The organism is Ruegeria sp. O11, assembly GCF_056535285.1.
On record NZ_JBQERS010000001.1, the window covers coordinates 1,117,875 to 1,136,165 of the forward strand.

23 protein-coding genes and 1 tRNA gene are annotated in these 18,291 nt (G+C 55.7%); 8 read left to right on the forward strand and 16 right to left on the reverse strand.

Annotated elements, in window-relative coordinates:
- The first annotated feature begins 3 nt into the window (after positions 1-3).
- Entirely contained in the window at positions 4-237 is a 234-nt protein-coding gene (locus ACRZ91_RS05565) for a DUF1289 domain-containing protein (protein ID WP_010442017.1), read from the forward strand.
- Positions 238-736: 499 nt separating this feature from the next.
- Here ACRZ91_RS05565 and ACRZ91_RS05570 read toward each other — a convergent pair whose 3' ends face one another.
- The 6 genes from ACRZ91_RS05570 to ACRZ91_RS05595 all read right to left on the reverse strand — a co-directional run bounded on the left by ACRZ91_RS05570 (position 737) and on the right by ACRZ91_RS05595 (position 4,849).
- The gene (locus ACRZ91_RS05570) at positions 737-1,465 is read right to left on the reverse strand and encodes a SpoIIAA family protein (protein WP_010442016.1); all 729 of its coding nucleotides are present in this window, start codon (positions 1,463-1,465) and stop codon (positions 737-739) included.
- 36 nt (positions 1,466-1,501) lie between these two features.
- Positions 1,502-2,287 (reverse strand): hypothetical protein, encoded by a 786-nt coding sequence (locus ACRZ91_RS05575; RefSeq protein ID WP_480903182.1) that lies wholly within the window; start codon positions 2,285-2,287, stop codon positions 1,502-1,504.
- Positions 2,281-3,105: a sulfite exporter TauE/SafE family protein gene (locus ACRZ91_RS05580; protein ID WP_170472371.1), complete on the reverse strand. Its 825-nt coding sequence runs from the start codon at positions 3,103-3,105 to the stop codon at positions 2,281-2,283. Before ACRZ91_RS05580 ends, ACRZ91_RS05575 begins: the two co-directional genes overlap by 7 nt.
- Positions 3,106-3,133: 28 nt before the next feature.
- Positions 3,134-4,153: a tRNA dihydrouridine(20/20a) synthase DusA gene (gene dusA, locus ACRZ91_RS05585; protein ID WP_480903184.1), complete on the reverse strand. Its 1,020-nt coding sequence runs from the start codon at positions 4,151-4,153 to the stop codon at positions 3,134-3,136.
- An 89-nt stretch (positions 4,154-4,242) separates the two neighbouring features.
- Positions 4,243-4,319 (reverse strand) — tRNA-His (locus ACRZ91_RS05590).
- 47 nt (positions 4,320-4,366) lie between these two features.
- Complete coding sequence (locus ACRZ91_RS05595) at positions 4,367-4,849, reverse strand: N-acetyltransferase family protein (RefSeq protein WP_480903186.1); 483 nt, start codon at positions 4,847-4,849, stop codon at positions 4,367-4,369.
- A 78-nt stretch (positions 4,850-4,927) separates the two neighbouring features.
- Between ACRZ91_RS05595 and ACRZ91_RS05600 the strand changes: the two genes are divergently transcribed.
- On the forward strand, positions 4,928-5,116 hold the full coding sequence (locus tag ACRZ91_RS05600) for a DUF6324 family protein (RefSeq protein WP_010442011.1): 189 nt from the start codon (positions 4,928-4,930) through the stop codon (positions 5,114-5,116).
- On the opposite strand, the gene ACRZ91_RS05605 is transcribed toward ACRZ91_RS05600, so the two are convergent.
- Entirely contained in the window at positions 5,113-5,544 is a 432-nt protein-coding gene (locus ACRZ91_RS05605) for an MmcB family DNA repair protein (protein ID WP_480903188.1), read from the reverse strand. The two genes, ACRZ91_RS05600 and ACRZ91_RS05605, sit on opposite strands and share 4 nt — an antisense overlap.
- A gap of 102 nt (positions 5,545-5,646) precedes the next feature.
- Between ACRZ91_RS05605 and ACRZ91_RS05610 the strand changes: the two genes are divergently transcribed.
- Together ACRZ91_RS05610 and ACRZ91_RS05615 are read left to right on the forward strand one after the other, a co-directional pair.
- Entirely contained in the window at positions 5,647-5,967 is a 321-nt protein-coding gene (locus tag ACRZ91_RS05610; RefSeq protein WP_260022663.1) for an ArsR/SmtB family transcription factor, read from the forward strand.
- A complete protein-coding gene (locus ACRZ91_RS05615; protein WP_480903190.1) occupies positions 5,964-6,389 on the forward strand; it encodes an SRPBCC family protein in 426 nt (141 codons plus the stop codon). The genes ACRZ91_RS05610 and ACRZ91_RS05615 overlap by 4 nt, the downstream gene beginning before the upstream one ends.
- 216 nt (positions 6,390-6,605) lie before the next feature.
- On the opposite strand, the gene ACRZ91_RS05620 is transcribed toward ACRZ91_RS05615, so the two are convergent.
- Genes ACRZ91_RS05620 through ribB form a run of 4 tightly spaced genes read right to left on the reverse strand, consistent with a single transcriptional unit; the run spans position 6,606 to position 9,125 of the window.
- On the reverse strand, positions 6,606-6,911 hold the full coding sequence (locus ACRZ91_RS05620) for a hypothetical protein (protein WP_170540768.1): 306 nt from the start codon (positions 6,909-6,911) through the stop codon (positions 6,606-6,608).
- A gap of 59 nt (positions 6,912-6,970) precedes the next feature.
- On the reverse strand, positions 6,971-7,453 hold the full coding sequence (gene nusB / locus ACRZ91_RS05625; RefSeq protein ID WP_010442006.1) for a transcription antitermination factor NusB: 483 nt from the start codon (positions 7,451-7,453) through the stop codon (positions 6,971-6,973).
- Complete coding sequence (locus ACRZ91_RS05630) at positions 7,450-8,001, reverse strand: 6,7-dimethyl-8-ribityllumazine synthase (RefSeq protein ID WP_480903192.1); 552 nt, start codon at positions 7,999-8,001, stop codon at positions 7,450-7,452. Before ACRZ91_RS05630 ends, nusB begins: the two co-directional genes overlap by 4 nt.
- A 2-nt stretch (positions 8,002-8,003) precedes the next feature.
- Entirely contained in the window at positions 8,004-9,125 is a 1,122-nt protein-coding gene (gene ribB, locus ACRZ91_RS05635) for a 3,4-dihydroxy-2-butanone-4-phosphate synthase (protein ID WP_170773051.1), read from the reverse strand.
- A 398-nt stretch (positions 9,126-9,523) separates the two neighbouring features.
- Between ribB and ACRZ91_RS05640 the strand changes: the two genes are divergently transcribed.
- Positions 9,524-10,507 carry a phosphatase PAP2 family protein gene (locus ACRZ91_RS05640; protein WP_480903194.1) on the forward strand — a complete coding sequence of 328 codons (984 nt, stop codon included), beginning with the start codon at positions 9,524-9,526 and terminating at the stop codon, positions 10,505-10,507.
- 3 nt (positions 10,508-10,510) lie between these two features.
- Here the strand turns inward: ACRZ91_RS05640 and ACRZ91_RS05645 are convergent, their stop codons facing one another.
- The gene (locus ACRZ91_RS05645) at positions 10,511-11,098 is read right to left on the reverse strand and encodes a riboflavin synthase (RefSeq protein WP_170472388.1); all 588 of its coding nucleotides are present in this window, start codon (positions 11,096-11,098) and stop codon (positions 10,511-10,513) included.
- A gap of 141 nt (positions 11,099-11,239) precedes the next feature.
- Here ACRZ91_RS05645 and ACRZ91_RS05650 point away from each other — a divergent pair, with 141 nt between their 5' ends.
- The 3 genes from ACRZ91_RS05650 (at position 11,240) to ACRZ91_RS05660 (ending at position 15,750) form a co-directional block, all read left to right on the forward strand.
- Positions 11,240-12,538, forward strand: a complete 1,299-nt coding sequence (locus ACRZ91_RS05650) for a capsule biosynthesis protein (protein ID WP_480903197.1) — start codon at positions 11,240-11,242, stop codon at positions 12,536-12,538.
- Between the two features lie 80 nt (positions 12,539-12,618).
- Positions 12,619-13,749: a polysaccharide biosynthesis/export family protein gene (locus tag ACRZ91_RS05655; protein WP_029621996.1), complete on the forward strand. Its 1,131-nt coding sequence runs from the start codon at positions 12,619-12,621 to the stop codon at positions 13,747-13,749.
- Positions 13,750-13,752: 3 nt separating this feature from the next.
- Positions 13,753-15,750, forward strand: a complete 1,998-nt coding sequence (locus ACRZ91_RS05660) for a capsular polysaccharide biosynthesis protein (RefSeq protein ID WP_480903199.1) — start codon at positions 13,753-13,755, stop codon at positions 15,748-15,750.
- Positions 15,751-15,753: 3 nt separating this feature from the next.
- Here the strand turns inward: ACRZ91_RS05660 and ribD are convergent, their stop codons facing one another.
- The 4 genes from ribD to ACRZ91_RS05680 all read right to left on the reverse strand — a co-directional run bounded on the left by ribD (position 15,754) and on the right by ACRZ91_RS05680 (position 18,253).
- Positions 15,754-16,854 carry a bifunctional diaminohydroxyphosphoribosylaminopyrimidine deaminase/5-amino-6-(5-phosphoribosylamino)uracil reductase RibD gene (gene ribD / locus ACRZ91_RS05665; RefSeq protein ID WP_480903201.1) on the reverse strand — a complete coding sequence of 367 codons (1,101 nt, stop codon included), beginning with the start codon at positions 16,852-16,854 and terminating at the stop codon, positions 15,754-15,756.
- Positions 16,851-17,321: a transcriptional regulator NrdR gene (gene nrdR, locus ACRZ91_RS05670; protein ID WP_008756450.1), complete on the reverse strand. Its 471-nt coding sequence runs from the start codon at positions 17,319-17,321 to the stop codon at positions 16,851-16,853. The genes ribD and nrdR overlap by 4 nt, the downstream gene beginning before the upstream one ends.
- Positions 17,322-17,440: 119 nt before the next feature.
- On the reverse strand, positions 17,441-17,851 hold the full coding sequence (locus ACRZ91_RS05675) for a secondary thiamine-phosphate synthase enzyme YjbQ (RefSeq protein WP_480903203.1): 411 nt from the start codon (positions 17,849-17,851) through the stop codon (positions 17,441-17,443).
- 6 nt (positions 17,852-17,857) lie between these two features.
- The gene (locus ACRZ91_RS05680) at positions 17,858-18,253 is read right to left on the reverse strand and encodes a hypothetical protein (RefSeq protein WP_480903205.1); all 396 of its coding nucleotides are present in this window, start codon (positions 18,251-18,253) and stop codon (positions 17,858-17,860) included.
- Positions 18,254-18,291: the final 38 nt, after the last annotated feature.

Sequence of the window (18,291 nt, forward strand, 5' to 3'; positions counted from 1 at the left end):
CCAATGACGAATATGGTTTGGAAACGGGACGAGGTCGAAAGCCCTTGCATCCAGATCTGCGTCGTTCACCCGACCGAGCGTATCTGCACTGGTTGCTATCGTACAATTGACGAGATCTCGCGCTGGTCCAAAATGAATAGCAGCGAACGGGCCGAGATTATGCAAGACCTTCCCGAACGCAAACCGCGTCTGGCCAGGCGTCGTGGCGGGCGTGCCGCACGTTTGGGCAATTCATAAAGCTAGATGTCAGAATTTAGCTTTATGAGTTGGTGGTAATTCTTGGAGCACATTTCGGTCTCGTAGTTCTGCGCCGAACAATTCGACCAATTCAGCCCGATTTGCCGCTTGTTTCAAGTTTTTGCGCGCTTCATCTGGGACACTGCTGACTCGAGGTCGATCCGACCTTTCCCAAATCAAAATTCGGTTCAAAACTGAGCGGAGTTTCATCTTAGGGCCAGATCAAAAAGATAGCCGCGCCGCTGTGGTTCAGACCCGAACTCTGAGGGGGTAGAAGAGCCCGGAGACCGAAGGTCGAGTGAGTGGCAGCCCACAGCGGCGCGAAACAGTTTTCACCCTTCCCTCGCAACGTGGGAAAGATAAAACGCACACTTTTATTTTTTGACCAGCCAGTCAATAAAAACGTACTCGATAGCCTGCATTCCGTAACGTCACCTTGGAAAAGATCAATTTGGCGCCGGTCAAGGCATTGTTTCCGATAGCTATTACTTGAGCAAGCTTACCCTGCCGCAAGCCAGGTTTTCGCATTTTCGAACTCTTCTGCAGGAAAATACTGTGTCCGGGTCCCCAATACGTGACTGGCCATACGTTGCGCCATCTTTTGCCAGCTCTTATCGCCAACAATCGCTGCACGGTCCAACATACCGATATGACCAGCGGCCAACCGAAAATGCGCCGCCATCGCCGTAAGCCCCTGCCAGCCATCAAATTCGCGCAGATCGATCAGAAGACGAAATCCGTCGCGTTCACGCAACATTGCATCCAGGTCGGATTGCGCCTGACCGTATTCTTCAGAATCAAGCTTGCCCATCAGACTAATCTGAACACACGGCCCACCAAGATCGGTCACATGGATCGCCCCGAGAGACTCACGCATCCAGCGGCGCGCCTCTTCCACTTCATCCATCCCAAAAACCTGCACAGGGCACGGAAGTATGGGGGCGGCCAATCGGATACTTGTCTGAACCCAGCCTTGATCGGCGACAACCCCGATCCGATCAAAACCACGCCAATGACTGAGCCCTAGCTTGGTATCGGACCATGCCGCGCCGAGGTCGTATCCTTTGAACTCGGGCGTTGCGATCGCCAGCAGGCGAACCGAATCGTGATCCTCAAGCGCCGCCTCGATTGCGGGCACCAATGTGGCGGCGTAATCCGCGCTTGTCACCTCGCCTGAAAGCTCCACTTCGATCAGCGCACCATCAGAGTTTGTATGAACTGTAATCATCTAAATCATCCTCCAAAGCCAAATAATGGCAGGAGGTTACGGAGTTTCCAGCCATTGTGCCACACCGCCCGGCAACTCGGGACGGAAATAGGCGATCATCCGTCCATCAGGCCCGGCATTCGCATCAGCGCCCCATGGGGCAACACCATGCAGACAGTGACGATGCAACAGATAGGCCTCACCCGGCTGTGCAGGCAGTTCAATCCGCCGACAGTTTTGAAACACCTCCAGTCGGGCAGCCTGATAGGTATCCGTGATATCAGTGTTGGCCAATTCGCCCGAAGAGACATCTTTCAGCACGTTGCGGAACGCTGCACCAAGTATTTTATGGCTACCATCCCAAACCACCATCGGTGAGGCATCACATGACGCTTCTGTCAGCGGAATGCCCAATATCCAGGCATGCGGTTCATCCACGTGCCGTCGCCGGTCTGGTCCCGATGGCTTCAATCCATCCACATGCGCAGCATCGCGATTGGCGCGATATCGTGCGGCGGCTTCACTTTCACCCCGGCGGGGCTGAGGATACCCAGGATATATGACCGATACCTGCGCCTTATGCAGGTCGATCACCCCGAATTGTCGATACGCAAATTCTATTGCCGTGCCGGACAACGCAAGCGACCCTTCCACCCTGCCCTGCGCGTCGTTTTCCAGCGCGTCCACACCGATGAACCAAGTCCCCTCGCAATCATGCCAGATAGAATGTAGCGGATCGTCGATCGCCTTGCGGGCCGCAGGCAGAACCTGCGCCACCCAATGGGCGAGTGCTGCATCATGAGAAAACCTGACCCAACCGCGGTTGTAAAAGGCGTCTACCATCCCAGTGCCTTGCGCAGCATATTCAACGCCACGAGCGTAAGGAACACCGCAAATACGCGTCTAAGCGGTTTCGGGTCCATCGCATGAGCAAGCTTTACGCCCCATGGCGCAGTGATCATGGTCATGGCCACAACGATGCTGAAAGCCACAAGATTGACCGCTCCAATGGTCAGAGGCGGGCGATGCTCAGGCGCGATGTTGAGAAACAGAAAGCCCAGCACCGATGGCACTGCGATGATCACGCCAAATCCAGCGGCGGTCGCAACTGCGCGATGGATCGGAGTGTTGTATAGGCTCATGAGTGGGACACCAAAGCTGCCCCCGCCGATCCCCATTAAAACCGATAGAAATCCGACCGAGGGGGACAAGGCGGCACGGCGCAAACCTTTGGGCATCGCGTCCCCCAGCCTCCATTCGGATTTACCCAATCCCAGATAGGCTCCGATGACCATGCCAAGAATACCGAATAGCGCCTGCAACAACTCTGTTCTCAGCGCCGAAGCCACCAGGACGCCGATAACCGCACCAGCCGCAATGCCCGGACCCCAACTGCGCAATATATCCCAATCAACCGCACCTTTTTTGTTGTGGCTCAGCACCGAACGGACGGAGGTCACTATTATAGTCGCCAGCGAAGTTGCCAGACACAATTGCATCAACTGTGGGCCGCCATATCCAAGTGTTTGAAACGCATAGAAGAAAGCAGGCACAAGCACGATACCGCCCCCAACGCCCAACAACCCGGCCAAAACCCCTGCGAAGGCGCCAATTACAAGCAATAGCCCCAGCATCTGGGCCAGCAACATCGTATCCGGCATCATCCCTCCAAATCGGCCAAGGGCCGTGTCAAACCGCCTGCTCTACCGATGCATTCGACACAATCGAATCCAGAGCCCGCAGGATCACCTCAGGCCCTGCATTTTCGCGCACTGCGCCCTCAGATAGCATCCGTCGCCACCCCCGCGCACCCGGACGTCCTGCGAACAGACCCAGCATATGACGTGTGATCTGGTGCAATCGCCCACCACCGGCAAGATGGGCTTCGACATAGGGCAACATTTTTTGAACCACGTCCATCGGATCTGCAATCTGGCCGATTCTAAAAATCAGCGGATCTGCTCCGGCCAGAATATCCGTTGGCTGATGATAGGCCGCGCGCCCGATCATGACGCCATCAAGCCCTGCGTCCAGTTGCTCCTGCGCCTGTGCCAGCGATGTAATTCCGCCGTTGATCGAAATGTGAAGGTCAGGAAAATCTGCCTTCATCTGATGAACCAGTTCGTAGTCAAGCGGAGGGATATCCCTATTTTCCTTAGGGCTTAGCCCTTGCAGCCATGCCTTTCGAGCGTGGATTGTGACACGCTCACATCCCGCCGCTTTGATTTGCTCAAGGAAAACGGGCAGCACCTTTTGAGGGTCTTGCTCATCAACCCCTATCCGGCACTTTACAGTTACTTCAGCCTCCACGACCTCACGCATAGCCGCAACACATTCCGCAACACGCGCAGGTTCGCGCATCAAAACGGCGCCAAACGTGCCCGATTGCACACGGTCGGACGGGCAGCCGCAATTCAAATTGATCTCATCATACCCAGCCTCGACCCCCAACTTGGCAGCCAGTGCCAACTCGCTTGGATCGGACCCACCCAGCTGAAGCGCGATTGGGTGTTCCTGGGGGCTGTATTCAAGCAAATGCAACGCCCCGCCCCGAACCAAAGCGGGTGCCGTCACCATTTCGGTGTACAACAGCGTTCGCGAACTCAGCAGGCGATGCAGATACCGACAGTGACGATCCGTCCAGTCCATCATAGGGGCGACAGAAAGGCGGGCGGCAATGCGGGTTTCTGAAAACTTAGCGTCCGGCATGTCTCAACTACACCTCTAAAATGCGGTTTATTGCAAGCGCCGGATCCCCCCCGAGACCTTATTCGGCAATCGATGCAAGTCCGGGGAAATGGTACCGCCTCCCTGGCTTGAACAGGGGACCTCTGGATCCACAATCCAGCGCTCTAACCAACTGAGCTAAGGCGGCACTCGTGAGGGGCGATTTAGCGAAGGCGTGCGAGGATTGCAAGGGGATTAAAGCCGAATTCGCCAGCTTTGTTCCACCAGATCGACCCCAAAAGAATGTACCGGCTTGCTGTCTGTAAGCTGCCATCCAAACGAGCGGTAAAGCCCGCAGGCCGCAGCGTGGCTTTCATGAGTCCAAAGCGCCATTTCACGATATCCCGCGCTGCGCGCAAAGCCCATGCAGGTGGTCAAAAGACGCTTGCCAAGCCCCAGCCCGCGAGCTTCGGGCACCAGCAAAAACAAGCGCAGCTTGGCAGTGTGATCGTCCTGCGTGACACAGAATATGCTTCCAAGTCGCTCACCTGCGCGCTCGGCAATCCAACCGCATTCGCGTTCTGAGTTACTATTGGCAATAAATTCCTCAAGAATTCGCGCCACCAGAGGGGCGAAAGTCTCGTCGAACCCCTCATCGCGGGCATACAGCGTACCGTGTCGTTCCACCAGCCACGCGGTGTCATCTGGACGAAAGGGCCTAAGGTTGATGTCATCCATTCCCTATCTGACCCTATAGCCCGCTTGATTCTCAACCCGTTGCACGCTAGCACCAAGGCTGAATTCCCGGAGGCACAAATGGGCATCAACACCGAACGCGAAATCGAAGCGAACCTGCAGATCGGCCCCACCGATCAGGGTATGGTGCGTCTGTTTATTGAAGGTTCCGGTATTGAGATTCCGATGGATTTTGACCCGGAAGAGGCCGAAGAAATCGCCGAGGAAATCCGCGCCGCTGCTCAGGCAGCGCGGGCAGTCAGCAGTTAAAGTCGCGGATCACGCAGCGAATGCAGCCTGCGGGCTGCGTCTACAGCAAATTTCTGGATCATCTTCTTTCTTCGCGCCGGAGCCACTTTGCTTTCCGGGCTCATTCGGATGATCTCGGCATCATATGCGTCTGCAATAATCAACCCTGTGTCTTCAGGCAGCAAATCGGTCGGAAAGTCAGTATCTACCGCCCAAAAGAATCGATCACACCATTCCAGATAGCCCTGCCACTTAGAGTCTGACTGATAGTCAGCACGACTGGATTTGCACTCGATCACCCACAGCTCGCCCTTTGGGCCCAAGCCCATCACATCGACGCGCAGACCCCGTGCCGGTACAAATTCCTCAATTGAAACATAGCCATGGGTTAACAAATGTCGCGAAACACCGCGTGCCAGTTTTTGTCCAGGTTGTAGATCGAGTGTCATACCCAAAGTGTGAACAATTGGCGAACAAAATTCAAGTTCTTGACATGATACCATTTGGTATCTCATTAATATAGTACCTAATGGTATCATATGGAGTGTGCCATGGACCCGAAGATTCAAAACGCGTTCCGGGCGCTTGCTGACCCTACCCGTCGGGACATTGTGCAGATGTTGGCGGCCAAGGACATGACGATCGCACAACTCACCGAACGCTTCGACATGACACGGGCGGCGGTCAAAAAACACCTGACTGTTCTGTCAGATGGCGGTCTGATTACGGTCGAAGCAAAGGGCCGTGAACGCATTAATCGGCTTGAACCCAAGGGGATGGCCCCTGTTCTGGACTGGCTCAGCTATTTTGATCGGTTCTGGGACGACCGCCTTTCGAACTTAAAAGAAGCGATAGAGAGGAATAAAAAGTGACCAATGCCGTATTGCAAAAGACCATATTCTTGCGGGCCGAGCCCGAAACTGTTTGGGCTTACCTAACCGAACCTGACCGTCTGGCAGAATGGTTCCACAAACCCGAACAACCTTTGGCAGCGGGTAAAAAGCTTGAGATGTTCGGGACGACCAGCGGTGATCTTCTGATCTGGGGTGAAGTGCGTGAGGCGCGCCTCCCGGAATATCTGGAATACACATTTACCGTCAAACCGATGGGTAACGCCGTGAGCGTGGTCAAATGGACCTTGGAACCGGTCCCGGGCGGTACACGCCTTGGCTTGTTGCACGAAGGGCTACCACAAGGGGTCGACGCCTTTGGCCTGATCCTTGCACTGGACAACGGCTGGGACGAACATTTCGGTAAGATGCGCACAGCACTGCACGAAACTGTTGATGCATAACCCCTTGTGCGAACCCGCTTCACGCCCTACTTAAGCGCTTGGCGGGTTCTGCCCTTCTCGTGCATGGCAGCATTCCGGTGGCCTTAAGCAATTCCGAGGGAGCTGGCTCTGTTCAGGTCCTGGCCTGATTACCTGGCGCCCACCTGTATACACAGGTCCTCGGGAATCAAAGCCCCACGGTTGACTGGTGGTCCCGCCACATTTTCCCTTTTCAGATCAATGATCTGATCGCACTTCCTGTTTGACGACTGCAGGTCGGAAATTGTGGGCAACAGCTGATCCGCCGCGCGGCCCCTGGGGTTTTTCTGCCATGCTCATGATCTTGTAGGCGAACTGAACCCCTGCAAATACGATCCCGTTCATAAACCAGATCATCACCAATGCGATCAGTCCGATTTCTGACCCTGTAATCAGGTGGCGCAGGTTGGCAACGTTCATCGCCAGAAGCACCCCGACAAAAACAGCCGAGATGGCAAAGCCCCATGCAACTTGAGTGATATACAGTCGGACCAGTTTGGGCATGGCGAACCTCCTTGCGCTCTGCCTTTCAGGCTAGCGCAAATCTGTTCCGGGTAAAGGCGTCAGAACGCCTCGGGTTGGGCTTCGCGCGCCATGTGATCCAGCACAGCGTTGACGAATTTGGGTTCTTTACCTTCGGGGAAGAATGCACGGGCCACGTCGACAAATTCAGTGATGACGACTTTGGGCGGTGTGTTGCTTTGGGTCAGCTCCGCTCCGGCGGCTCGAAACAGGGCGCGCAGGGTCGGATCGATGCGAGCTATGGGCCATTTCGCCACCAGCGCGCGATCCGTCATTTGGTCGATCGGCGCCTGATAGTTCACGGCGTCATCCACCAGTTTGCGGAAGACGCTGATATCGCCATCCAGCATTTCTTCGCCTTCATAGACGGCGCCAAAACGGTGATCCAGAAACTCGGTTACGACTGCTTCAGTCGTCTGACCCGATTGCTCCATCTGGAATAACGCCTGCACGGCATAGAGGCGTGCGGCGGATTTCATTAGGCGTTTCTGGTTGGCCGGTTTCGGCGCGTCTGTCTTGGTCATGCGGTTGTGGATCCGTTGCTGTCGCCCGCCACAAGGATGGACTCGGACGGCGGCTTAAAGCCCACGCCCTTTTTGGAAGAGCCCCACTTACGGCTGAGCGCGATCAGATGCAAGGCCGCAGCGGCGGCTCCGCCGCCTTTATTCATCTTTTCAGGGTTTGCGCGAACTTCGGCCTGATCGTCATTCTCGACCGTCAGAATGCCATTGCCGATGCACAGGCCCTGCAGGCCCATCAGCTGGATAGCACGGCTCGAGTCGTTGCAGACTGTTTCATAATGCGTGGTCTCGCCGCGAATGACACAGCCCAGCGCGACATAGCCGTCAAAATTGCACTGACGGTCGGCCATGGCGATAGCAGTCGGAATTTCCAACGCGCCGGGAACTTCGACAACCTCGCAGGTACCGCCAGCCGCCTCGATCTCGGCTTTGGCACCTGCAATCAGGTTGTCGGCAATCGCGCGATAGAAAGGAGCCGCCACAATTAGCAACTTAACCGGTTTATCGAATGTCGGCGGCGGCAGGATACCATGTTTGTCTTGTTCAGCCATTTTCAGTCTTCCTTGAGGATCGAGCGGGTTCCGACAATGGACAGCCCAAAGGCGTCGAGCCCCAGATATACAGTTTCGGGTGAATCAGTCAGCAACACCAGTTCCTGAACACCCATCTTGGATAGAATCTGCGCACCCAGGCCGGTTTGCTTGATAGTCCGCGGACCTTCATCTTCGGCAGCATAGAGAGAATTGCGGGGCTGGCGGAACAGGCAAACCACCCCCCGCCCCTCTGCGGCTATCTTCTCCATCGCGCGAGGCAGCTCGCGCGAGGATTTCGGGCCGAGCCCCAGAATATCGGGCGCTTCATGCAAAGCATGGGTCCGAGTCAGCACCGGCTCGGGCGTGGTGATATCACCCTTGATCATGACAACATGTTCGATGCCATGGGTCTGATCGGTAAAAATCCGCATCTCCCAGTCGCCACCGTATTCCGAGGTCACCGTCTCACGCGAGGTTTCGACGACCAAATTATCATTACGCGAGCGATAGCTGATAAGGTCGCTGATTGTCCCAATCTTCATGTCATGCTCTTTGGCGAACTCTACCAAATCAGGCAGGCGCGCCATGGTGCCGTCGGGGTTCATGATTTCACAGATCACTCCCGCTGGCTTCAACCCGGCCAGACGCGAGATATCCACTGCCGCCTCGGTATGACCCGCGCGCACAAGCACCCCACCGCGCTTGGCACGCAACGGGAACACATGGCCCGGTGTCGCAATATGTGCCATCGTGTTTTGCTCGTTGATCGCGGTCGCGACAGTCAGCGCGCGGTCAGCGGCGGAAATACCAGTGGAAACTCCCTCGCGCGCCTCAATCGAAACGGTGAACGCCGTCTCGTGACGTGATGAATTGTTAACGGCCATCATCGGCAGCCCAAGATGATCAATCCGTTCTGCTGTCATGGGCAGACAAATCAGCCCGCGCCCATGGGTGGCCATGAAGTTGATGGCATTCGCGTCGGCAAATTCTGCAGCAATTACGAGGTCGCCCTCATTCTCGCGATCTTCGTGATCGACAAGAATGTACATCCGGCCTTTGCGGGCCTCTTCGATGATGTCCTCGATCGGGCTAATCGCCTCGCGCAACTGGGCCTCAACCGGTCCGGGGGTTTCAAAGCTCATGGGGTAAGCCTTTCGCATGGCAGGTTTGCTGGCGAAATAGACCACGTGCGCGTCAATGACCAGCCCGTATGCGCTCGGGTTTGTGCGATCCGCCCTTGGCATTGGAATGTGCAACAAGTAATTCAATCTAAGACGGGCGTAAAAACTGGCCACTGCGGGTGTATATATGCCTGTTTCGATACGCCGATATTGTTGCCATTTTCTGAACCTTTGAGGGAAAAATGTGGGCTTTGTCCACAAATTGCCGCAATCCAGCCCTCGGAATGCCCGATATCAAAGGCACCTAAAACTCAACAATTCCCTAGTGTGTCGAGATATCGAGCCCAGTGTCCAAGACCGCCTATCTCCCTGCTTCTAATGCAGTTCTGATAAATTCCCTTTGGCGTAACAGGCTGTTATTGTCACTGGTTGCGCTGCAAATCGCATGCGCCATCGCCGTCAGCCTCTATGTGGGCCGTTCATTTTGGGATTCCTCGACCCCCATCCTTTTAGGGATATCGCTCCGTCTGCTTTGCTTTATGTTCGCAAATTTCATCCTCTGGAGGCTTGGTGTTGCGATTATTGTGGTCAAACCCCAAAAGCCAATTCATTGGATGTTGCAAGACCTGCGGACCAAACTGACAGACGTCGAAAAAGCACCCGACGTTTTGATCTGCTTCGTCAGCATCGTTGCCCTGATCGTAACCTACACATTTTTGAAGAACGAAATACACACGTTGAATCCCTCTCTTTGGGACACACAGTTTGCGCAATGGGACAGGTTCCTTCACGGCGGCGTCGATCCCTGGACTTTGCTAAGGCCCGTCCTTGGGTCGCCAGTGATTACAACAGCTTTGAATGCTGCCTATCATATCTGGTTTCCGATGCTTTACATCGCCGTCTGCGTGGCCTGCCTGGATCGCCGGGATCCGATCCGTAGCACGGTATTCCTTGTCGCCTTTGTGCTTTGCTGGTTTGTCGGGGGTAACGTGATCGCGACGATCTTTGCATCTGTCGGTCCTGTTTACTATGAACCCTTCAATCTGGGCACAGATTTCGTTCCGCAGATGGAATTGCTGCGCCAATCACATGAAATCAGCCCGGTCTGGGCGCTGAAAGTGCAAAGCACGCTGCTGGATGGCTTTCAAAATTCGGGGCTCGCACGGGGTATCTCAGCGATGCCCAGTATGCATGTCGCTTCAAGCGCGCTCCTGGCGTTGTATGGGTTCACTTATTCGCGGTGGCTGGGCTGGGGGCTGACGGTGTTTACCTTTGTCATCCTGTTGGGATCGGTACATCTTGCGTGGCATTACGCCATTGATGGATATGCTTCGATCCTGTTGGTCCTTTTCTTCTGGTGGCTGGCCAAAAGGCTCACGGCACGGTTCGGGCCGGGAACCTGAGGTTCAGGACATCTCGGCCAGACGGGCCACGTATCTGGCCAGAGTATCGATCTCAAGATTCACCTTGTCACCGACCGCGACATCACCCCATGTGGTGACCTCTTTGGTATGCGGGATGAAGTTGATACCGAAGTCACATCCCTCAACATCGTTGACCGTCAAAGACGTACCGTTCAGCGCTACCGATCCTTTTGGCGCGATAAACCGAGCAAGATCAACGGGTGCGCGCAAAGTCACACGCGTGCTATCGCCCTCGTCAGCTACCGCAATCACTTCGGCTACGCCATCAACATGGCCCGAGACGATATGCCCCCCCAGTTCATCCCCGACTTTCAAGGCGCGCTCCAGATTTACCTGCGTGCCGACCTGCCAGTGATCCAAATTGGTCTTCGAAACCGTTTCGGCGCTGATCTGAACATCGTACCAGTCGTCCCCCAGCGCGATAACGGTCAGACACACACCATCGCTTGCGATCGAAGCACCCATATCGATCCCTGCTGTGTCATAGCTGGTCCTGATCCTTGCCCGTAGGTCACCCTGCTGGTCAAGTTCGGCAACAGTGCCAATATCGGTGACGATCCCTGTAAACATTTCATCAACCCCAAGAGCCTAATTTCAATAATCGAGGTAAAGGCACCCAGCCCGACGGACAAGCCCTGCCTTGCCCAGAATCCAACAAAGAGGCATAATTTCATCCAAACGTTCCACGAATACTCCTTGCGAGCAGACTATATGGCATCTTCAACCACCTGCCCTGACCGGCGTGTGTTCCTGTTCCTGCAAGGTCCCCATGGTCCATTCTTCAATGCACTAGGTGGTATGCTGCGCGCAGCCGGAGCCAAAGTCATCCGTGTTGGGTTCAACGCGGGCGATCAGGCGTTTTGGAGCGACCCGACCAGCTTTATTCCCTATCTGGGGAATCCCGACGATTGGCCAGCTACATTCACCGACATAGTTACACTCAATGGTGTCACTGATATCGTACTCTATGGTGATACCCGGCCTATCCATGCAAATGCGGTTCGAATTGCGAAATCACGCGGCATTACTATCCATGTTTTCGAAGAGGGATATCTGCGCCCCTGGTGGGTGACGTATGAGCGCAATGGCTCGAACGGAAACTCGCGTTTGATGGAGCTTGATGTGGAAGAGATGCAGACGGCATTGGCGCAGTCTGAGGGTCAAACCCCTCCGCCGCCCTCGCATTGGGGGGATATGCGCCAGCACATTTTCTACGGCGCGCTTTACCATTGGTTCGTGATGTTCATGAACCGGCGCTATCGAAATTTCCAGCCTCACCGCGAGCTACCGGTCGCCAAAGAGTTTCAATTGTATTTCAAGCGCCTGGCACTGATGCCAATCCACAGATTACAGCGAAGATGGGCGACAACTCGGGTCAGGCGGGGGGGCTTTCCCTATCACCTTGTCCTGTTGCAACTGGGTCATGACAGCTCGGTGCAATCCCATTCGGATTATTCCTACATGAGCGAGTTTCTCAGCCAGGTGATTGACGGTTTTGCCAAGGGCGCCCCTGCGCACCACCACCTCGTCATCAAAGAGCATCCGCTGGAAAACCATCGTGAACCACTTCGGCACATGGCCCAGCGCATGGCCGAAAAACTCGATATCACTGATCGCATTCACTATGTGCCAGGTGGTAAGTTGGCAAAACTTCTCGATGAAGCAAGATCAGCAGTAACCGTGAATTCAACTGCAGGCCAACAAGCCCTGTGGCGCGGCATTCCCCTGCGCAGTTTCGGACGGTCGGTATATGACAAGCCACAGTTTGTTTCCCGGCAGCCAATCGAGGCTTTTTTTGCTGACCCCAATGCTCCGGACAGCAAAGCCTACCGGGACTATCGACAATTTCTTCTCAATACCAGTCAGATTCCGGGTGGCTTCTATTCCCGAAAAGGACGTCGACAATTATTGCGCCGTGCCGCAGATATGATGCTTATGAAACAGGGTCCATATCAGTCGGCACTGGAAGACAACGAGGCCGCAACGCCACAGTTGCATCTTGTTAAGTAACTTGAATCAACCCGTTGCTGGATGTTTGGCATTGAAACGGGTAACCTGCCCAAAACAAAGACGACTGAGGTAAATCGGCAGTGCAGCGTTTTCCCACCCGATGGATACGGGGGGCTTCCTTTGTGGTGGTCCTTGGTTTGCTGGCAGCGTGTCAGCTTCCGAAATCCGGACCGAACAAAACAGAAATCCTGGCAGGTTCTGTCGAAAACGGCGGCAACGCCTTTGTTGTCGAGGTCGACGACCGCGTGGCACGTGCCGCCTCCGCGGTTCCGCAATACGGGTTCTCACAATCTTTTCGCAGCGCCCAAAGCATTGCGTCTGATACTGTGCGTCCCGGCGATGTTTTAAATCTTAGCATCTGGGAGAATGTCGACGACGGGTTGCTGACTTCAGAAGCTGGTGGTGCGACCAATCTGGATCAGGTTCAAGTCGACAATGACGGATATATTTTCGTTCCCTACGCTGGTCGGCTGCGTGCGGCGGGCAATACTCCCGAGCAATTGCGCACCCTGATTTCCAGCAAACTGGAAGAGCAAACGCCGGACCCACAGGTTCAGGTTACGCGCACGCCAGGCAATGGGTCGACTGTTTCCTTGACCGGGACGATCGGCGCACCGGGTATTTACCCGATCGAGCGCCCGACAGGAACCTTGTCGACCATGCTCGCCCAAGCGGGAGGCGTCGCAGTTGCATCGGATATAGCTTTGGTTACCGTGATCCGCGGAAATCAAAAGGGAACGATCTGGTACAACGATCTTTTCCGCAATCCGGAAACCGACATCGCCCTGCGCGGCGGTGATCGCATTCTGGTTGAACAGGATAGCCGCTCGTATATTGCACTGGGTTCGACTGGGCAGTCCCGCGTGGCGTTCGAAAGTCAGGATTTATCGGCTCTCGAAGCTCTGGCACAAGTTGGGGGCCTTCAATCGCTGTCGTCAGATCCGACCGGGATATTCATTCTGCGCGACGAACGGCAGGACATTGCACGTAGCGTTATGGGGCGCCCTGAGCTGACGGGTGATCAACGCATGATCTACCTGTTGAACCTGACCGCACCCAACGGCTTGTTTGTTGCACGTGATTTTGTGATCCGCGACGATGACACGATCTATGTCACCGAAGCCCCATATGCACAGTGGAGCAAATCAATCTCGTTGATCGCCGGAGGTCTGACACCCTTTGCGAATGTAGCGACACTTACGGGAAACTAGTGGATGTTTCCTGAACCGGAGAGCATGGCCGGGGGCGAACGCTCCCGGCTGTTTGTTTACAACGGTGGTTTCCTGACACAACGGCGTGTGCGCCGGGTCCTGTCTTTGTCCGGGTATGACATTCGGCTTGGTCTGCCCCAACACGAAGATCTTGTTGGGGTCTGGGGCAACAGCCCAACTGCTCATCGCGGCTTGACCATAGCGCGGAAACGCGATGTGCCCATCTTACGGATCGAAGATGCGTTCCTGAGATCTCTGCAACCCGGACGCAGCGGCGAGGCCCCGCTGGGATTGCTGCTTGACCGTGCAGGTCTACATTTTGATCCTACTACGCCATCCGATTTGGAAACCCTGCTTACGACACATCCGCTGGATGACACTGCCCTGCTGGATCGCGCGCGGGGCGCGATTGCGCGCCTACGCGAATTGCACCTCAGCAAATACTCAGCCTACGATCTTGATCAACCACCCCCTGAACCCGGCTACGTTCTGGTAATTGATCAAATCCAGGGAGATGCGGCCGTTACTGCGAGCCACGGCGACTATGCGCGGTTCCGCGAGATGCTGGTCATCGCACAAGAGGAAAACCCAGGCGCGCGCGTCATCATCAAAAGCCATCCCGAAACGACCGCAGGTCATCGAAAAGGATATTTTTCTGATCAAGATCTGAATGACCGCGTGTCCATTCTGGACCACCCCATAAGCCCTTGGTCACTGTTGGAAGGCGCTATCGGTGTTTATACACTGTCGTCACATATGGGATTTGAAGCCATTCTGGCGGGACATAAACCCCGAGTGTTCGGGCAACCGTTTTACTCAGGGTGGGGGCTGACACAGGACGACGTCCCCCTCCCCCGTCGACAACGCAACCTCACGCGGGCGCAGCTTTTTGCAGCAACAATGATCCTGTATCCGCGCTGGTACGACCCCTATCAAGACTGCTTGTGCGAATTGGAAACCGTGATCGATACACTCGAGGCGCAGACCCGCGCTTGGAGACAGGATCACAAAGGTTGGACCGCATCGGGTATGCGGGTGTGGAAGCGGCGGCGCCTGCAGCGCATTTTCGGTCAACACGGTAAGCTGCGTTTTACATCCGAGCAGCCAAAAGATACCGCACATCCCCATATGGCCTGGGCGAGCCAAGCGCGTGATACTTTGAGCGCAACACGCGTCGAGGATGGCTTTCTACGCTCGCGTGGATTGGGTGCGGAATTGGTGCCACCGCTTTCGCTTGTGACCGATGATATCGGTATTTACTACGACCCGACCCACCCCAGCCGGCTAGAGGAATGGATCACCGCGCGAGAGACGCTGCGACCGGACCAGAGGCTTCGATCAGAACGGCTGATAGCCCGGTTACTCTCTGACGGCCTGAGCAAGTACAACGTCGGTCATCCTGCCCCGGACCTGCCAAAAGGCCATCGCATTCTGGTGCCGGGGCAGGTAGAAGATGACGCCTCGATCAGACTGGGTACAAGCAATATTCGCAACAACCTCGATCTGCTGCGTGTAACGCGCAAGGCCAATCCTGATGCTGTTCTGATTTACAAACCTCACCCTGATGTCGAAGCCGGATTGCGAGAGGGCAAAATCGAATCAGATTTGGCTGACATTGTGGTCAAGCGCACCGACCCCGCCACCCTGATGACTCAGGTAGACGAGGTTTGGACTATGACCTCTCTGCTAGGGTTCGAAGCTTTGCTGCGCGGCGTCAAGGTCACGACGCTAGGCGCGCCATTCTATGCTGGGTGGGGGTTGACGACAGATTTGGGGGCTGTGCCTGCTCGTCGCGGCGCGCAGCCTTCATTGATGGGCTTGGTACACGCAACCCTGATCGACTACCCGCGATACTTTGATCCCGTGACTGGACAGGCTTGCCCAGTCGAGATCGCGGTTGAGCGGCTTGCGCACGGCGCACCAACGGCGACAGGACTTATGAACCGCCTTCTGTCCAAACTACAAGGAATGATGGCAACGCATGCGCGTTGGTGGCGCTAAGGCCTAATGCGTGACGCGCGCCCAACGGTGCAGGATATCACCGCCAACAACCTGCGTTTCGATCAGATCGAACCGGGGTGCGGTTTCCAAAGTATCCAACCCTAAGGCTCCGATCGCCGAAAGACCTTCGGCTCCGATCGTAAGCCCGGCGGTGAAACCAACCAGCTCATCGACCAGATCACTTTCTAGCAAGGACGCAGCCAAAGCTGATCCGCCTTCACAAAAGACGCGGGTCAGCCCCGCTTGCCCGAGCTGGTGCAGCAGATCAGCGGCTTCAACGTGATGATCGTCCAATGCGCATGGGATCAGTCGCGCACCAAGCCCCTCCCAGGCGCGGGCGCGATCAGGATCCGGATGAGGACCATGGCAGAGCCAGACCGGAATTTTGGACGCGGTCCGCGCGAGATGCCCCATCAAAGGCAAGTCCAGATGCCGAGACACCACCACGCGGACCGGCTGGCGTTCTACGCCTAAATCGCGAACCGTCAGCGACGGATCATCAGCCCGCGCCGTTCCCGCGCCGACCATGACCGCATCATGGCGGGCCCGCATGGCGTGCACTGCACGGCGTGCATTGGGGCCGGTGATCCACTGGCTGTGCCCGGTTTCAGTGGCAATCCGACCATCAAAGCTGCTGGCCAGTTTCAGTGTTACAAACGGTCGACCTTGCTCGGTTTTCAGAAAGAACCCCGCGTGATCCCGTGCCGCCTGTTCGGCCAGAACCCCGGTAACGACATCAATCCCAGCTTCACGAAGCAAGGTGAACCCTTGTCCAGCCACACGCGGGTCACTGTCTTCGATTGCCGAGACAACACGTGCAATTCTAGCCTCGATCAATGCTTCGGCACAGGGTGGCGTTTTTCCGTGATGCGAGCAGGGTTCAAGAGAGACATACGCTGTCGCCCCTTGTGCCGCCTTGCCTGCTTGGGCAAGTGCGATGGGTTCGGCATGCGGGCGGCCTCCGGGCTGCGTCCAGCCGCGTCCGACAATACGCCCATCGCGCACGATCACGCACCCGACGGACGGGTTCGGCCAACACGTGCCCTGGCCGCGTCGCCCCAAAGACAAGGCAAGCGCCATAAATCGCTTATCTGCTTCGTTCACTCGTCCGTCGAAGGTTGCGGCGGGCGCAACTCGTGGACAAACTCCTCGAAATCGTCGGCCGCCTGGAAATTCTTGTACACACTCGCAAAACGAACATATGCGACCGTATCAATCCGGGCCAGCGCTTCCATGACAATCTCACCGATTTTGTTCGATGGGATATCGGTTTCACCCATGCTTTCCAATCGGCGAACGATACCCGAAATCATCTGGTCGATCCGCTCCGGATCAATCGGCCGCTTCTGCATCGATATGCGGATTGAACGCTCAAGTTTGTCGCGGTCGAAATCTTCTCGTTTTCCATTGGTCTTGATCACAACCAGATCGCGCAACTGCACACGTTCATAAGTCGTAAACCGTCCGCCGCAGGCCGGACAAAACCGGCGTCGGCGGATCGCGACGTGATCCTCAGCCGGGCGTGAATCTTTAACCTGAGTATCGATATTTCCGCAAAACGGGCAGCGCATCCGCCGTCTCCTCGTCCCTAGTTCGGCCTCTTTTGTAAGCGCTGCGGCTTACTTATCCACAACTATAGGGCAGCCGCTAGGGTTTGGGTAGTCGGAATTTTCCACCCCAATATAAAGCGTCACGCAAAGTGCGCTGCGACCTTTCTCATATGCGGTGCATTGCGATGTTCAAACACGTAAATACCCTGCCATGTGCCCAGCACAGGCGCCCCACTCCTCACCGGGATCGACAACGAAACCGGCATCATCGCAGCCTTGATATGAGCTGGCATGTCATCCGGCCCCTCATATGTATGGCGCAGATAAGCCATCGAAGGATGGTCGGAACGCGGCACAAGCCGGTCATAAAAGGCATGTAAATCGGTCTGCACTTCGGGATCAGCGTTTTCCTGAATCAGCAAAGAACAAGAGGTGTGCCGCACGAAGAGGGTCAGCAGGCCATCTGATACCGGCCTCAGCCAATCGCGCACAGGGGCGGTGAACTCATAGAGCCCCGCACCCTGCGTTGAGATCGAGAATTCGGTCTGCACCGCAGATCACCTAAAGTTAATGCGACGACTGCACCGGCCATTTGCACCTTGCACAGACATACTGTCGCCGGCTTTGAAGCCAGCCGATATACTGCCTTGCTGGTCTACATTTGCAGGTGGATTGAGCGAAAACTGCACCGCCGTCTTTCGGCCGGTCGTCACGCTTGGCCCGTAGCCGCGCAGGACATAAATACGCTGTTGCCACCCCGCACCTAAAGACCGTCGTGCGAAATCCGCCGCAGCACACCAATATCCATCGACATCTCTGCGCGCCCTTGGGATGACTTCGAATTCCGTATTGCTGATCGCTTCGGTTTGATATCCGTTTGGTGCCGCGCTGGTCATTGCCGGAGAACCGAGCAACATAAGTGCGCCCAACGTAACTGATAATATCTGTTTCATCCTCGTCATCTTCCTGTTTCCACCTGAAATATACCTAG

What these genes read in the sequence shown, in the direction of transcription:
- ACRZ91_RS05595 (WP_480903186.1), bottom strand. Translation starts at nt 4,849, where the DNA reads ATGGATGACATCAACCTTAGGCCCTTTCGTCCAGATGACACCGCGTGG.
- ACRZ91_RS05570 (WP_010442016.1), bottom strand. Translation starts at nt 1,465, where the DNA reads ATGATTACAGTTCATACAAACTCTGATGGTGCGCTGATCGAAGTGGAG.
- nusB (WP_010442006.1), bottom strand. Translation starts at nt 7,453, where the DNA reads ATGACCAAGACAGACGCGCCGAAACCGGCCAACCAGAAACGCCTAATG.
- ACRZ91_RS05580 (WP_170472371.1), bottom strand. Translation starts at nt 3,105, where the DNA reads ATGCCGGATACGATGTTGCTGGCCCAGATGCTGGGGCTATTGCTTGTA.
- dusA (WP_480903184.1), bottom strand. Translation starts at nt 4,153, where the DNA reads ATGCCGGACGCTAAGTTTTCAGAAACCCGCATTGCCGCCCGCCTTTCT.
- ACRZ91_RS05620 (WP_170540768.1), bottom strand. Translation starts at nt 6,911, where the DNA reads ATGCCCAAACTGGTCCGACTGTATATCACTCAAGTTGCATGGGGCTTT.
- ACRZ91_RS05575 (WP_480903182.1), bottom strand. Translation starts at nt 2,287, where the DNA reads ATGGTAGACGCCTTTTACAACCGCGGTTGGGTCAGGTTTTCTCATGAT.
- ACRZ91_RS05660 (WP_480903199.1), top strand. Translation starts at nt 13,753, where the DNA reads ATGTTTCCTGAACCGGAGAGCATGGCCGGGGGCGAACGCTCCCGGCTG.
- ACRZ91_RS05605 (WP_480903188.1), bottom strand. Translation starts at nt 5,544, where the DNA reads ATGACACTCGATCTACAACCTGGACAAAAACTGGCACGCGGTGTTTCG.
- ACRZ91_RS05645 (WP_170472388.1), bottom strand. Translation starts at nt 11,098, where the DNA reads ATGTTTACAGGGATCGTCACCGATATTGGCACTGTTGCCGAACTTGAC.
- ACRZ91_RS05680 (WP_480903205.1), bottom strand. Translation starts at nt 18,253, where the DNA reads ATGAAACAGATATTATCAGTTACGTTGGGCGCACTTATGTTGCTCGGT.
- ACRZ91_RS05565 (WP_010442017.1), top strand. Translation starts at nt 4, where the DNA reads ATGACGAATATGGTTTGGAAACGGGACGAGGTCGAAAGCCCTTGCATC.
- ribB (WP_170773051.1), bottom strand. Translation starts at nt 9,125, where the DNA reads ATGAGCTTTGAAACCCCCGGACCGGTTGAGGCCCAGTTGCGCGAGGCG.
- ACRZ91_RS05610 (WP_260022663.1), top strand. Translation starts at nt 5,647, where the DNA reads ATGGACCCGAAGATTCAAAACGCGTTCCGGGCGCTTGCTGACCCTACC.
- ACRZ91_RS05650 (WP_480903197.1), top strand. Translation starts at nt 11,240, where the DNA reads ATGGCATCTTCAACCACCTGCCCTGACCGGCGTGTGTTCCTGTTCCTG.
- ACRZ91_RS05600 (WP_010442011.1), top strand. Translation starts at nt 4,928, where the DNA reads ATGGGCATCAACACCGAACGCGAAATCGAAGCGAACCTGCAGATCGGC.
- nrdR (WP_008756450.1), bottom strand. Translation starts at nt 17,321, where the DNA reads ATGCGCTGCCCGTTTTGCGGAAATATCGATACTCAGGTTAAAGATTCA.
- ACRZ91_RS05630 (WP_480903192.1), bottom strand. Translation starts at nt 8,001, where the DNA reads ATGGCTGAACAAGACAAACATGGTATCCTGCCGCCGCCGACATTCGAT.